Origin of the sequence: Agromyces sp. PvR057 (assembly GCF_040547485.1) — a bacterium.
Taxonomy (GTDB): domain Bacteria; phylum Actinomycetota; class Actinomycetes; order Actinomycetales; family Microbacteriaceae; genus Agromyces.
In genome coordinates, this window is record NZ_JBEPPT010000001.1 from 60,045 (window position 1) to 74,153 (window position 14,109).

The window sequence follows — 14,109 nt, forward strand, 5'->3', positions numbered from 1 at the left end:
GGGCGCGCGTTGCAGAACCGCACTGCCATCGAAGACGTCTACGCGGCGACGCTGCAGCGCAACCCGGGCGAGGTGGAGTTCCACCAAGCCGTGCGCGAGGTCTTCGACTCCCTCGGCCGCGTGCTCGACAAGCACCCGCAGTACGTGCAGGCCTCGATCCTCGAGCGCATCTGCGAGCCGGAGCGGCAGATCATCTTCCGGGTGCCGTGGGTCGACGACGCCGGGCGGGTGCGCATCAATCGCGGCTTCCGGGTGCAGTTCAACTCGGCGCTCGGCCCGTACAAGGGCGGGCTCCGCTTCCACCCGACGGTGCTGCTCGGCACGGTGAAGTTCCTCGGGTTCGAGCAGGTGTTCAAGAACGCGCTCACCGGCATGCCCATCGGCGGCGGCAAGGGCGGAAGCGACTTCGACCCCAAGGGCCGCTCCGACGGCGAGATCATGCGGTTCTGCCAGTCGTTCATGACCGAGGCCTACCGCCACATCGGCGAGTACACGGATGTCCCGGCCGGCGACATCGGCGTCGGTGCGCGTGAGATCGGCTACCTCTTCGGCCAGTACAAGCGCATCACCAACCGCTACGAGTCCGGCGTGCTCACGGGCAAGGGCGTGACCTGGGGCGGCTCGCTCGTGCGCACCGAGGCAACGGGCTACGGCGCCGTCTTCTTCACCGAGCACATGCTCGCGACCCGCGGACGCTCGTTCGACGGCGCCCGCGTGCTCGTGTCGGGCTCGGGCAACGTCGCCGTCTACGCGATCGAGAAGGTGCACGCGCTCGGCGGCGTGGTCGTCGGCGCCTCCGACTCGTCGGGCGCGATCCACGACCCCGACGGCATCGACCTCGATCTGCTGCGCGACGTCAAGGAACGTCGCCGTGAGCGCATCTCGGTCTACGCCGACGAGCGCGGCGGGCGGGCCCGGTTCCTGCCGGGGGCCTCCGTGTGGGACATCGAGAGCGACGAGCGCATCGACGTCGCCCTGCCGTGCGCGACGCAGAACGAGCTCTCCGAGGCGCAGGCCGTGAAGCTCGTCGCGGCGGGTGTCGTCGCCGTCGCCGAGGGTGCGAACATGCCCACCACGCCGGGCGCGATCCGCGTGCTGCGCGAGGCCGGCGTGCTCTTCGGCCCCGGCAAGGCCGCGAACGCGGGCGGGGTCGCGACGTCGGCCCTCGAGATGCAGCAGAACGCGTCGCGCGACTCGTGGGGCTTCGAGCACACCGAGGAGCGCCTGTCGGAGATCATGGCCGGCATCCACGAGCGCACGGCCGCGACCGCCGACGAGTACGGCGTGCCGGGCGACTACGTGGTCGGCGCGAACATCGCGGGCTTCACGCGGGTGGCCGACGCGATGCTCGCCCTCGGCGTCATCTGAGGCGCGCGCCGGCGCCGCGCCGGGCCGGCGGTCAGCGGCGCGGCGGCGCGTCCGCGGGCTCGGCCCGCCCTGCGGGTTCGTCCTGCCCCGCGGGCTCGGCCCGCGCTGCACCATCCGCCCGCTCCGCCCGCTCCGCAGCCTCCGCTCGCCCGCCGGGGAGCTTCGGCAGCGGGATCGGCGACGTCATCGCGACCTGGTCGGAGAAGGCCTCGGGGTCGGCCTCGTCGTCGACGGCCCGGATGGACCCGGTGGCGGGCGGGGCGACGCGGTCGCCTTCGGCGATGGCCTCTGCGGAGGCCGCGAGGGCGAGTCCGAACCGCCACGGCTGCTGCGGCATCCGCGTGACCCGAAGGCCGCGCGCCACCACGAGCCAGCCGACCCCCACGGCGAGCGCGACGAAGGCCGCGAAGGCGCCGGCGCCGAGCGCCCAGCGGGGACCCGCGGCATCCGCGACCCACCCGATGACGGGGGCGCCGATGAGCGTGCCGCCCATGAGGATCGCGGTGTACAGCGCCATGACGCGCCCGCGCACCGCGGGGTCGGTCGTGGTCTGCACGTAGCCGTTGGCGGTGGTCAGCAGCGTCACGGTGCAGAAGCCGATGAACACCAGCGAGGCGGCGAACGTGCCGTACGTCGGCATCAGCGCGGCGGCGACCATCGCGAGGCCGAGCGCACCGGTGCTGAGCACGACCACGCGAAGGCGGGCGCGTGACCGGCGGGCGGCGAGCAGCGCGGCGGTCAGCGACCCGATCGCGAGGATCGACGAGAGGATGCCGTACTCGCCGGCGCCCTCGCCGAACATGACGGCCATCGTCGAGGCGAAGATCGGGAAGTTCATGCAGAACGCGCCGACGATGAACACGATCGTCATGACCACGACGACGTCGGACCGGCCCGCGACGTAGCGGAAGCCCTGCACGAGCGCGTTGCCCTCGCGCGGCCGCCGCGCGTGCCTGATGAGCTCGCGCTCGCGCATGGCGAGCAGCGCCCCGATGAGGGCGAGGAACGTGAACGCGTTGATGAGGAACACCCAGCCCGAGCCGACGAGCACGATCAGCCCGCCGGCGACGGCCGGGCCGATGAGGCGCGCGACGTTGAACGAGGCCGCGTTCAGGGCCACGGCGTTCGACGCGTTCGGCCCGCTCACGAGGTCGGAGACGAAGGTCTGGCGTGCGGGGGCGTCGAAGGCCGAGGCGACGCCGAACGCGAGCGCGAAGCCGTAGAGGTGCCACAGCTGCGCGTGCCCGCCGAGCAGCAGCAGGCCGAGGCCCACGGCGAGCAGCATGAGCGCGGTCTGCGTGACGAGGAGCACCCTGCGCCGGTCGAAGCGGTCGATGACGGCGCCGGTGACGGGAACGAGCAGGAGCTGCGGCCCGAACTGCAGCGCCATCGTGGTGCCGACGGCGGCGGCGTTGTTGTGCGTCAGCTCGGTGAGCACGACCCAGTCCTGGGTGGTCGCCTGCATCCAGCCGCCGATATTCGAGATGATCGCGCCGATGAACCACAACCGGTAGTTGCGGCTCGCGAGCGATCGGAACATCGCGCTCACTGCGTGGCGATCCGATCCATGATCTCGGATGCCGCGAGCAGCGTCGCGCGTTCGGCCGGGGTGAGCTCGTGCATGCGTTCGGTGAGCCACGCGTTGCGCTTGTGCAGGGTCGCGGCGACGATCTCGCGGCCGGAGTCGGTGGCCGTGATGTTCGTCTTGCGGCGGTCGACGGGGTCGGGCGTTCGCACGACGTGCCCGTCGGTTTCGAGGCAGTCGACCGTGCGGTTCATCGAGGGCGCGCTGATGCGCTCGGCCTCGGCGAGTTCGGAGAGGGTCAGCGAGCCGTGCTTCGAGAGGTGCATGAGCACGGTCATCTGGCTGTCGGTCACGCGGTCGTCGGACTTCTGCGCACGCAGGCGCCGGGAGAGGCGCACGGCCGCGAGTCGCACCTGCGAGGCGGCCTGGTCCGGGAGTTCGGTCACGGATGCTTAGCCTAGCTCATTAGCGATGCTAAAGAAATCGGCGCCCGTCTCGACGGCGGGATGGCGCGGGCGCGACCCACGATGGAAACAGCCCGGAAACCGCGGAGTGGAATTCTCTGGTCATGGCGACACTCTTCGACGGATATGCCACCGCGGGCACCGACCGTGCCGGCCGCAGGCGACGTGCGGGGCGGCCGTGGGACGAGATGTTCCCCGACGGCGCCACCGGCGTGCGCGAGCCCTACCGCGAGCTCTACCCGGCTCTCGCCCGCATGTCGCAGGACGAACTGCGCGGCCGCACCGATGCGCTCGCGAGCTCCTACCTGGCGCAGGGCGTCACGTTCGACTTCGCGGGCGAGGAGCGCCCGTTCCCGCTCGACGCGGTGCCGAGGGTCATCTCGGCCTCCGACTGGGCGAGAGCCGAGGCGGGCGTCTCGCAGCGGGTCAGGGCGCTCGAGGCGTTCCTCGCCGACGTGTACGGCCCGCAGCGCGCGGTCGCCGACGGCGTGATCCCGGCGGCGCTCATCAGCTCGTCGACGCACTACCACCGTCAGGCGGCCGGCATCGTCGGGGCGAACGGCGTGCGCATCCACGTCGCGGGCATCGACCTGATCCGCGACGAGCAGGGCGACTGGCGGGTGCTCGAGGACAACGTGCGCGTGCCGAGCGGCGTGAGCTACGTGATCTCGAACCGGCGGGTGATGGCGCAGACGCTGCCCGAGCTGTTCACCTCGATGCGCGTGCGGCCGGTCGGCGAGTACCCGAACCGCCTGCTGCAGGCGCTGCGGGCGAGCGCGCCCGAGGGCATCGAGGACCCGACCGTGGTCGTGCTCACGCCGGGCGTGCACAACTCGGCGTACTACGAGCACACGCTGCTCGCGCGGCTCATGGGCGTCGAGCTCGTCGAGGGCCGCGACCTGTTCTGCTCGGGCGGCCGCGTGTGGATGCACACCACGGCGGGCCCGACCCGCGTCGACGTCATCTACCGCCGGGTCGACGACGAGTTCCTCGACCCGCAGCAGTTCCGGCCAGACTCGGTGCTCGGCGCCCCCGGCCTCATGCTCGCGGCGCGCCTCGGCCACGTCACGATCGCGAACGCGGTGGGCAACGGCGTCGCCGACGACAAGCTCGTCTACACCTACGTGCCCGACCTCATCCGCTACTACCTGGGCGAGGAGCCCGTGCTCCCCAACGTCGACACCTGGCGCCTCGAGGAGCCCGACGCGCTCGCCGAGGTGCTCGATCGACTCGACGAGCTCGTCGTGAAGCCCGTCGACGGCTCGGGAGGCAAGGGCCTCGTCATCGGGCCGGATGCCTCGAAGGCCGAACTCGACGAGCTTCGCGTGCGCCTGCTCGCCGACCCGCGCGGGTGGATCGCGCAGCCCGTGGTGCAACTGTCGACGATCCCGACCCTCGTCGAGGACGGACTGCGGCCCCGCCACGCCGACCTGCGGCCGTTCGCGGTCAACGACGGCACCGAGGTGTGGGTGCTGCCCGGCGGGCTCACGCGTGTGGCCCTGCCCGAGGGGCGCCTCGTCGTGAACTCGAGCCAGGGCGGCGGATCGAAGGACACCTGGGTGCTCGAGTCGAGGCCGCTGCCCGGGTTCGACACCGCCGGCCTGCCCGTCGTGGCCGAGGCCGCCGTCATGCCCCATCGCTCCGCAGGCGCGCTCGTCGCCGACCAGGCCTCGCCGAACACGCCGCCCGCGACGGGGCTGCACGGCGCCCAGGGCACGTACGCGCCGCCCGCCGCCGCTGTCGGCGAGACGCGCACGGCCTCGCCAGTGACCTCGTCGCCGCAGGACGAGGACGCCCCCGTGCGCCAGCAGCAGCAACAGCAGCAACAGCAACAGCAGCGGATGCCGCGGCATCCGATCGTCGAAGGCCGGGAGGTCGCATCATGCTGAGCCGCATCGCCGAGTCGCTGTTCTGGATCGGCCGGTACATCGAGCGCAGCGACGGCACCGCTCGCATCCTCGACGTGCACCTGCAGCTGCTGCTCGAGGACCCATGGATCGACGAGGACACCGCCTGCCGCGCCCTGCTCTCGGTCATGGGCAGCGAGGCCGAGGGCGACGAGCCGATGGGCCGCGACGACGTGATCACGCTGCTCGCGGTCGACCGCAAGCATCCGGCGTCCATCGCGCACTCGGTCGCCGCAGCCCGCGAGAACGCCCGGCGCGCCCGCGAGATCGTCTCGACCGAGCTGTGGGAGGCGCTGAACCACACGAACGCACGCATGCCGCACCGCGTCGCGAGCGACAAGACGCACGAGTTCTTCCGCTGGGTGCGCGACCGATCCGCGCTCGCGCTCGGCGTCGTGGATTCCGCCACGAGCCGCGACGAGGCCTGGCACTTCTTCGCCCTGGGCCGGGCGATCGAGCGCGCCGACATGACCGCGCGCCTGCTCGCCACCCGCTCGCTCACCGAGGCGAGCGGCCCGAGCTGGACCACGATCCTGCGCAGCTGCGGCGGCTACGAGGCCTACCTGCGCAGCTACCGCGGCGTGCCGTCGAGCGAGTCGGCGGCGGAGTTCCTGCTGCTCGACCGCCTGTTCCCGCGCTCGATCATCTCGAGCGTCATCCGCGCCGAGGAGTCGCTCCGCGAGATCGACCCGAGGGCCGGCCGCGTCGGCGTCACCGACCAGGCGAGGCGGCTGCTCGGCCAGATCCGGTCGGAGCTCGAGTACCGGCCCATCGCCGACATCCTCGTGGACCTCACCGGCCACATGGAGCACCTGCAGGGCGTCACCTCGGCGACGAGCGAGGCGATCAGGGCGCGATACTTCCCGACGAGCGTCGTCCCCGTCTGGATCGGAGAGGTCTCATGAGTCGCATCCGCATCGTGCACCGCACGGGGTTCACCTACGCCGAGCCGGCGACGGCGTCGTACAACGAGGCGCGCATGCTGCCGCACTCCGACGGGCACCAGTTCGTCATGCAGGCCGGCCTCGACATCCGCCCTGGCGCGAGCCAGCACTCGTACCTCGACTACTGGGGCACGCGCGTGTCGACGTTCGAGGTGCTCACCCCCCACCAGGAGCTCTCGGTCACGGCCACGAGCCTCGTCGAGGTGCACCCGGCACCCGTGCCGCGCTCCGAGCTCGGCTGGGACGAGCTCGCCGTCGCGGCCGCATCGACCGTGACGCTCGTCGAGTCCACGGGCCGTTCGCGGCAGACCGAACCACCGGCGGACGTCCGGGCGCTCGCCGCCGAGATCGTCGCCGAGGGAGGGGGCGTCAGCGAGACCGCCCTCGAGATCTGCCGCGCCGTCGGCTCCTCGATGGAGTACATGCGCGGCGTCACGGGCGTGCACTCCACGGCCGCCGAGGCGTGGGCCGAACGCAAGGGCGTCTGCCAGGACATCACGCACGTCGCGCTCGGCGCCCTGCGCTCGGCGGGCATCCCCGCGCGCTACGTGTCCGGGTACCTGCACCCCGACCCCGAGGCATCCGTCGGCCAGACCGTGGTCGGCGAGTCGCACGCGTGGATCGAGTGGTTCGCGGGGGAGTGGCGCGGCTACGACCCCACCAACCTCGTCGAGGTCGGCGACCGGCACGTGCTCGTCGGCCGCGGGCGCGACTACGGCGACGTGCCGCCGCTCCGGGGCGTCTACGCGGGCCCCGGCGCGTCGGAGCTGTTCGTCTCGGTCGAGATCACGCGCGTCGCCTGAGCAGGACGTTCGTCGCGGCACCTGTCGAGCGGATGCCGCGCCTGCCATGATGTGCGCATGCCGACGTTCACCGATGCGCACGGGGTCCACATCCACTACCAGGCGTGGCGGGTGCCAGAACCGACCGCGGTGATCCAGCTCGCGCACGGCGTCGGCGAGCACATCGGACGCTACGGCGAGCTGATCGCGGCCCTGAACGAGGCCGGCTACTCCGTCTGGGCCGACGACCACCGGGGGCACGGACAGACCGGGTTCGAGCAGCACGGCGGCGACCTCGACCGCATCGGCCGGCTCGGGCCGGGCGGCCTCCGGGCCACGATCGACGCCGTGCACCAGTTCACGGGCGTGATCCGCGAGACCGAGGGGCACGAGCTTCCGCTGGTGCTGCTCGGGCACTCGTGGGGCTCGCTGATGTCGCAGATCATCCTGAACCGGTACCCGCTCGACTACGACGCGGTCGTGCTCACCGGCACCGCCTACCGAACGCTGTTCGACATGAACGGCGGCGACCTCAACGCGCGGCACAAGCACCTCGGGCCGACGCCCGTCGAGTGGCTGAGCCGTGACCCCGCCGTGGCGCCGGCGTTCATGGCCGACCCGTACACGACCGAGGTGCCGCTGCGGAAGCTCTTCGGCACGCTCGACGCGATGCGCCTACTCGGTCGCCCGGCCCGGCACCTGCCCGTGGAGCTGCCGCTGCTCATCATGGTCGGCTCCGATGACACCCTCGGCGGCGAGGCGAGCGCCGTGAAGCTCGCACGGGCGTACGCGCGGCGCTCCGGCCTCGTCGACGTGACGCTCGTGGTCTACGACGACGCCCGCCACGAGGTGTTCAACGAGACGAACCGCGAAGAGGTGCGCGGCGACCTCATCACCTGGCTCGACGAGCGGTTCGCGACCGACTGATCCGCGACCGGCTGATGCGCGAGCGCTACATCTTGGCGTGCCACGGCGGCACGTCGTAGCCGAGCAGGCGGATGCGCGGGTGGTGCGAGGCATCCGATTCCGTCGCCCACGGGTAGACGATCGTCGTGACATGGCAGTTGCCGAGCACGGGGAGCAGGTCGCGGTAGCCGTCGGGGTCCATGCCGGCCAGCTCGCAGAACAGCAGGCGGATGAGGGTGGCGTGCGCCACGATCAGCACCCGACCGTCGGGGAACTCCTCGACGAGCTCGTCGAACACCGGAACCGCCCTGGCGATGCCGGCGCGGCCGGTCTCGCCGCCGGGGAACGGATTGCTGGCCGGTGCCCGGCAGAACGCCGACCACTCGTCGGGGTACTGCTCGGCGAGCTCGTCGGGCGTGAGGCCCTCGGCGTCGCCGAAGTCGATCTCGACCAGGCGTGGCTCGCTGCGCACCGGCAGCCCCGTCGTCTCTGCGGCGGGTGCCGCCGACCGCTGCGCCCGGCTCAACGGCGATGCGACGATCGCATCGAGCTCGGAGTCGACCGCCCAGGCGCCGAGCGCGGCCGCCTGCCCGAGTCCGTGGCGCGTGAGCGCGACGTCCGAATTGCCGGCGTACCGGTGGTCCGCGTGCCAGACCGTCTCGCCGTGCCGCGCCAGGTAGAAGGTCGTCATATCGCCAGCGTACGCATTCGAGGGTGGAACCGGCCGAGACATCCGTAGGCTGTCCCTCATGCACGGTGAGTACAAGGTCCCCGGTGGAAAGCTCGTGGTCGTCGACTTCGACGTGGTCGACGGCGTCATCCGCTCGCCCCGGGTCGCGGGCGACTTCTTCCTCGAGCCCGACGAGGCGCTCGCAGACATCGACGCGGCCCTCGACGGCCTCGCCGCGGCATCCGATGCCAAGAGCATCGCCGCCGCCGTCGCCGCCGGGCTCCGACCCGATGCGGTGATGCTCGGCTTCTCGCCGGAGGCCGTCGCGGTCGCCGTGCGGCGTGCGCTGACGGATGCCACGAGCTGGTCGAACTACGAGTGGGAGGTCATCCACGACCCCGCCGTGTCGCCGCGCGTGCACCTCGCGCTCGACGAGGTGCTCGCCACGCGCGTCGGCGACGGACGCCGCAAGCCGACCCTGCGCTTCTGGGAGTGGGACGAGTCGGCCGTCGTCATCGGCAGCTTCCAGTCCGTGAAGAACGAGGTCGACCCCGAGGGCGCCGAGCGCAACGGCTTCGATGTCGTGCGCCGCATCTCGGGCGGCGGCGCGATGATGATGGAGCAGGGCAACGTCGTCACCTACTCGCTCTACGTGCCCGCCGAGCTCGTGCAGGGCATGAGCTTCGCCGACTCCTACGCGTTCCTCGACGACTGGGTGCTGCAGGGCCTGCGCGCGATCGGCATCGAGGCGACCTACCAGCCGCTGAACGACATCGCGAGTCCGCTCGGCAAGATCGGCGGCGCCGCGCAGAAGCGCCTCGGCTCCGGCGGCGTGCTGCACCACGTGACCATGGCGTACGACCTCGACAACGAGAAGATGCTCGAGGTGCTGCGCATCGGCCGCGAGAAGATCAGCGACAAGGGCATCGCCTCGGCCGCGAAGCGCGTCGACCCGCTGCGCTCGCAGACCGGGCTCAGCCGTGCCGCGATCATCGAGGCGCTCATCCAGACGTTCACCTCGCTGTACGGTGCGACGCCCGGCACGGTCGCCCCCGACGAGCTCGCCGAGGCCGAGGCGCTCGCCGAGTCGAAGTTCGCGACGAAGGAGTGGCTCTACCGCGTGCCCTGAGCCGGCGCCGGCCCGCGGCATCCGGGACCCTGTGAGGAAGGCTCAACCGCCGCAGGTAGACTCGCCGGATGGATTGGTGGATCTGGCTCGTCGGCGCCGTGCTCGTCGCGGCCGTGCTGACGTACGCGGTGCGTCGCGGCTGGATCGACCTCTCGGACAAGACGCGCAAGGGCAAGCCGAGCGGCAGCGCCGTCATGATGATCGGCGACGAGGTCTTCGCGCCGCGCAAGTACGAGGCGCAGATCGAGCAGGAGCGCCAGGCCCGGCTGCCCGTGCCCGCGCCGGTTCCCGGTGACGGCGACAAGGGCATCTCGTATGCCGCGGCCGACGCCGACGACGGCGACCCCGACCGCTTCAAGGGCCGCATCCGCCTCGACGTCGAGCGCTGACCCGACCGGGCCCGCTCGGCCCTGCCAGACTGGAGCCCGTGACCCACGACGAGCCCGACCGCATCATCCACGCGGACAACCTCGCCGTGCTGCCGACCTTCCCCGACGGCCGCTTCACGCTCATCTACCTCGACCCGCCGTTCAACACCGGGCGCGCGCAGACGCGTCGTTCCACCAGCCATGTCAGGGTCGAGGAGACGGATGACGCCGCGCCACCGCCATCCGGAACCATCACCGGATTCGCGGGCAGGCGCTACGAGCGCATCCGGGGCGACCTGCTGCGCTACGACGACCGCTTCGACGACTACTGGGGCTTCCTCGAGCCGCGCCTCGTCGAGGCCTGGCGCCTCCTCGCCGACGACGGCACGCTCTACCTGCACCTCGACTACCGCGAGGCGCACTACGCGAAGGTGCTGCTCGACGCGCTGTTCGGGCGGGAGTGCTTCCTCAACGAGCTGATCTGGGCGTACGACTACGGCGCGAAGGCGAAGCGCAAGTGGCCGACGAAGCACGACACGATCCTCGTGTACGTGAAGAACCCGTCGTCGTACTGGTTCGACTCGACGACCGTCGACCGCGAGCCGTACATGGCGCCGGGGCTGGTGACGCCCGAGAAGGCCGAGCTCGGCAAGCTGCCGACGGATGTCTGGTGGCACACGATCGTGTCGCCGACGGGCCGAGAGAAGACGGGGTACCCGACGCAGAAGCCCGAGGGCATCCTGCGCCGCATCGTGCAGGCGTCGACGCGCGAGGGCGACTGGGTACTCGACTTCTTCGCCGGCTCTGGCACGACGGGAGCCGTGGCCGCGACCCTCGGACGCCGGTTCGTGCTCGTCGACGAGAACCCCGAGGCGATCGCCGTGATGCGCGCACGCTTCGCGAACATCGAGGGCGTCGAGTTCGCCTGAGGCGGTCACCCGTGGGCGCATCGCCCTTCTCGTAACCCCCTCTGGGGGAGTAGCGTCGGCCGGGTGACGGCTCCTGAACAGCACGCGCAGAACGCACCGGCACCGCTCATGACGCACCGGCAGATCCTGCTGGTGATCTTCGGGCTGATGTCCGCCATGTTCCTCTCGGCGCTCGACCAGACCATCGTCGGCACGTCGATGCGCACGATCGCCGACGACCTCGGCGGCCTCGAGCTGCAGGCGTGGGTGACGACCGCCTACCTCATCACGGCGACGATCACGACGCCGATCTACGGCAAGCTGAGCGACCTGTTCGGGCGGCGTCCGCTCTTCATCATCGCGATCGCGATCTTCCTGCTCGGCTCGCTGCTCTCGGGCATGTCGACGTCGATGTACGAGCTCGCGATCTTCCGGGCCATCCAGGGCATCGGCGCCGGCGGCCTCATGGCGTTGCCGCTCGCGATCATGGGCGACATCCTCGCCCCGCGCGAACGCGCGAAGTACCAGGGCTACTTCCTCGCGGTGTTCGGCATCTCGAGCGTGATCGGGCCGCTCATCGGCGGCCTGCTCTCGGGCACCGAGGAGATCCTCGGCGTGGCGGGCTGGCGGTGGGTCTTCCTCGTGAACCTGCCGGTCGGCGTGCTCGCGCTGTTCATGGTCATCCGGTACCTGCACGTCCCACGCTTCCACTCGGATCGCAAGGTGCGCATCGACTGGTGGGGGGCCACGTTCGTGATCATCGCGCTCGTCCCGCTCCTGATCGTGGCCGAGCAGGGCAGCGAATGGGGCTGGGGCTCGGCCTGGGCGATCGGATGCTACGTGGTCGGCGCGATCGGCATCGTCGCCTTCATCCTCATCGAGATCCGGATGAAGCAGGACGCCCTGCTGCCGATGAAGCTCTTCCGCATCCCGACCTTCTCGGTGGTGGCCGGCCTCGGCCTGCTCGTCGGATTCGCGATGTTCGGCGCGATGATGACGATCCCGCTCTACCTGCAGCTCGTCGAGGGCGCGACGCCCGCCCAGAGCGGCTTGCTGATGCTCCCGATGATCCTCGGACTCATGATCTCCTCGATCGCGAGCGGGCAGATCATCGCCCGCACGGGTCGGTACCGGATGTTCCCGATCCTCGGCACGGCGCTCATGGCGCTCGGCTACCTCTGGCTGACCTTCCTCACGGCCGACCGGGACATCTGGTTCATCATGGTCGGCATGGGCATCATCGGCCTCGGCCTGGGGCAGCTCATGCAGACGCTCACGATCGCCAGCCAGAACGCCGTGACCGCGCGCGACATGGGCGTCGCGACGAGCGCGTCGACGTTCTTCCGCCAGATCGGCGGCACGCTCGGCACGGCCGTGTTCTTCTCGCTGCTGTTCTCGCGCCTCGCCGAGACGCTCACCGCGGCGTTCAGCGACCCCGCGCTCACCGGGCCGATGGCCGAGGCGATGCAGGACCCGGCGGTGCAGGCCGACCCGGCGAACGCCGAGATCCTCGCGCTGCTCGGCACGCAGGACCCCGCACAGATCGGCGCCGCGCTCGACACCGACAGCTCGTTCCTCGTCGGCGCCGATCCGCGCCTGGCCGAGCCGTTCCTCGTCGGATTCAACGACGCGACGGTCTCGGTCTACTGGCTGGGCTTCATCGTGGCGCTGGCCGCGTTCGCGGTGGCCTGGTTCGTGCCGGCGCTGCCGCTCCGCCAGGTGTCCGCAATGCAGGAGGAGGCCGACGCGAGCGCCGCGGAGGCGGTGGCCGTCGCGCAGATCGGCGTCGCCGAGGAGCTCGACGAGGCGAGGGCCCTGAACGAGGCGGGAGGCCCCGACGAGCGCGAGCGGCGAGCGGATGCCGCATCCGGCCGCCACGCGATGGCCGGCGCGCCCGTCCCCGAGGAGGAGATCGACGAGGTCGCCCATCGGGCGGCTCGGCTCGCGGGATCGCCGATCGAGCCGACGACGACGGGATCGATGCACGCGATCGACGTCGACGGCCCGGCCGACCGCCGCAGATGATCGGGGCTCAGGCCGAGGCGCGGCGCACGAGGTGCGTCGGCATGATGTTGCGGCGGGGCACGTCTTCGCCGCCGAGGTGACGCAGCAGCAGGTCGGCCATCTCGAAGCCCATCTGCTCGGACGGCTGGTGCACGGTCGTCAACGGGATCGCGGACGAGGTCGCGGCCGGGCTGTCGTCGAATCCGACGACGGCGACGTCGCCGGGAACGGTTCGGCCGCGCTCGCGCAGCACCGAGAGGGCCCCGGTGGCCATGATGTCGCTCGCGACGAAGATGCCGTCGAGGTCGGGCACGCGCTCGAGCAGGCGCCGCGTGGCGGCGACGGCCCCGGCCGACGTGAAGTCGGCGGTCTCGACGGCGTCGGCGGGCAGGTCGGCTGCGCCGAGCGCTCGCCGGTAGCCCTCGAGGCGGTCGACGCTCGCGGGCATGTCGAGCGGACCGGTCACGGTGCCGATGCGGCGCCGACCCAGGTCGATGAGGTGCTGCGTGCCGATCGCACCGCCGTCGACGTTGTCGACGTCGACGAAGAAGTGGTCGCCGGGCTGCGAGGGGCGACCGCCGTAGACGAGCGGGAGCAGCATGCCGGCCTCGTGCTGCAGGTCGTCGCCCTCGTGGTGCGAGATGACGAGGGCCCCGTCGACGACGCCGGAGCGCAGGTACCGCACGGTCTTGTGGCTCGGATCGGTCGACGCGACGAGCAGGTTGAGCAGGTAGTCGCTCACGTCGAGCCGGCGCGTGATGCCCTGCACGATCGCCGCGAAGTAGGGATCGCCGAAGAAGAACGCCGTGTCCTCGGGAACGATCAGCGCGATCGCGCCCGACGTGCGGCTCGCGAGCGATCGCGCGGCACGGTTGGGTACGTAGTTCAGCTTCGCGATGGCCGCATTGACGGTGGTCACGACATCGGGTCGTACCTTGGGGGAGCCGTTGACGACCCGACTGACGGTGGCGCGCGAGACGTTGGCCTCGCGTGCGACCTCCTCGAGGGTCGGCACGGCGGGTCGTGTCTTCATGTCGTCACCCCCCTGCATTCGGTCAGTCTATGTGTGCGTCGACGGCCCCGCAGGCGGTGGAGGCCTGCTGGGGCCGCGGCTGCGGAGCCGTCGACGGATGC

Annotated in this window: 13 protein-coding genes; 9 read left to right on the forward strand and 4 right to left on the reverse strand. The window is 71.3% G+C overall.

All coding sequences use genetic code 11. The features are described 5' to 3' along the window. Positions 1-9 precede the first annotated feature (9 nt). Positions 10-1,368 (forward strand): NADP-specific glutamate dehydrogenase, encoded by a 1,359-nt coding sequence (gene gdhA / locus ABIC29_RS00275; protein ID WP_354241675.1) that lies wholly within the window; start codon positions 10-12, stop codon positions 1,366-1,368. A 31-nt stretch (positions 1,369-1,399) separates the two neighbouring features. Here the strand turns inward: gdhA and ABIC29_RS00280 are convergent, their stop codons facing one another. After that, positions 1,400-2,908: an MFS transporter gene (locus ABIC29_RS00280; RefSeq protein ID WP_116082105.1), complete on the reverse strand. Its 1,509-nt coding sequence runs from the start codon at positions 2,906-2,908 to the stop codon at positions 1,400-1,402. A 5-nt stretch (positions 2,909-2,913) separates the two neighbouring features. Then, positions 2,914-3,339 carry a MarR family winged helix-turn-helix transcriptional regulator gene (locus ABIC29_RS00285; RefSeq protein WP_116080372.1) on the reverse strand — a complete coding sequence of 142 codons (426 nt, stop codon included), beginning with the start codon at positions 3,337-3,339 and terminating at the stop codon, positions 2,914-2,916. 122 nt (positions 3,340-3,461) lie between these two features. On the opposite strand from ABIC29_RS00285, the gene ABIC29_RS00290 reads away from it, so the two are divergent. From ABIC29_RS00290 to ABIC29_RS00305, 4 genes are read left to right on the forward strand one after another with little or no spacing between them, the layout of a single operon-like run. Next, entirely contained in the window at positions 3,462-5,246 is a 1,785-nt protein-coding gene (locus ABIC29_RS00290) for a circularly permuted type 2 ATP-grasp protein (RefSeq protein ID WP_354241678.1), read from the forward strand. Then, the gene (locus ABIC29_RS00295; RefSeq protein WP_116080373.1) at positions 5,240-6,169 is read left to right on the forward strand and encodes an alpha-E domain-containing protein; all 930 of its coding nucleotides are present in this window, start codon (positions 5,240-5,242) and stop codon (positions 6,167-6,169) included. The genes ABIC29_RS00290 and ABIC29_RS00295 overlap by 7 nt, the downstream gene beginning before the upstream one ends. After that, positions 6,166-7,011, forward strand: a complete 846-nt coding sequence (locus ABIC29_RS00300) for a transglutaminase family protein (protein ID WP_116080374.1) — start codon at positions 6,166-6,168, stop codon at positions 7,009-7,011. Before ABIC29_RS00295 ends, ABIC29_RS00300 begins: the two co-directional genes overlap by 4 nt. Before the next feature lie 57 nt (positions 7,012-7,068). After that, a complete protein-coding gene (locus ABIC29_RS00305) occupies positions 7,069-7,917 on the forward strand; it encodes an alpha/beta hydrolase (protein WP_354241682.1) in 849 nt (282 codons plus the stop codon). Positions 7,918-7,942: 25 nt separating this feature from the next. Here ABIC29_RS00305 and ABIC29_RS00310 read toward each other — a convergent pair whose 3' ends face one another. Then, on the reverse strand, positions 7,943-8,587 hold the full coding sequence (locus ABIC29_RS00310) for a histidine phosphatase family protein (RefSeq protein ID WP_354241685.1): 645 nt from the start codon (positions 8,585-8,587) through the stop codon (positions 7,943-7,945). 58 nt (positions 8,588-8,645) lie between these two features. Here ABIC29_RS00310 and lplAB point away from each other — a divergent pair, with 58 nt between their 5' ends. The 4 genes from lplAB (at position 8,646) to ABIC29_RS00330 (ending at position 12,996) form a co-directional block, all read left to right on the forward strand. Then, positions 8,646-9,695, forward strand: a complete 1,050-nt coding sequence (gene lplAB, locus ABIC29_RS00315; protein ID WP_116080377.1) for a lipoate-protein ligase LplAB — start codon at positions 8,646-8,648, stop codon at positions 9,693-9,695. A 68-nt stretch (positions 9,696-9,763) separates the two neighbouring features. Continuing rightward, positions 9,764-10,084 (forward strand): hypothetical protein, encoded by a 321-nt coding sequence (locus tag ABIC29_RS00320; RefSeq protein ID WP_055854714.1) that lies wholly within the window; start codon positions 9,764-9,766, stop codon positions 10,082-10,084. 38 nt (positions 10,085-10,122) lie between these two features. Then, positions 10,123-10,992 (forward strand): DNA-methyltransferase, encoded by an 870-nt coding sequence (locus ABIC29_RS00325; protein ID WP_354241689.1) that lies wholly within the window; start codon positions 10,123-10,125, stop codon positions 10,990-10,992. A 108-nt stretch (positions 10,993-11,100) separates the two neighbouring features. Next, positions 11,101-12,996 (forward strand): MDR family MFS transporter, encoded by a 1,896-nt coding sequence (locus tag ABIC29_RS00330; protein ID WP_354244544.1) that lies wholly within the window; start codon positions 11,101-11,103, stop codon positions 12,994-12,996. A 7-nt stretch (positions 12,997-13,003) separates the two neighbouring features. Here ABIC29_RS00330 and ABIC29_RS00335 read toward each other — a convergent pair whose 3' ends face one another. Continuing rightward, the gene (locus tag ABIC29_RS00335) at positions 13,004-14,008 is read right to left on the reverse strand and encodes a LacI family DNA-binding transcriptional regulator (protein WP_116080380.1); all 1,005 of its coding nucleotides are present in this window, start codon (positions 14,006-14,008) and stop codon (positions 13,004-13,006) included. Positions 14,009-14,109 lie beyond the last annotated feature (101 nt).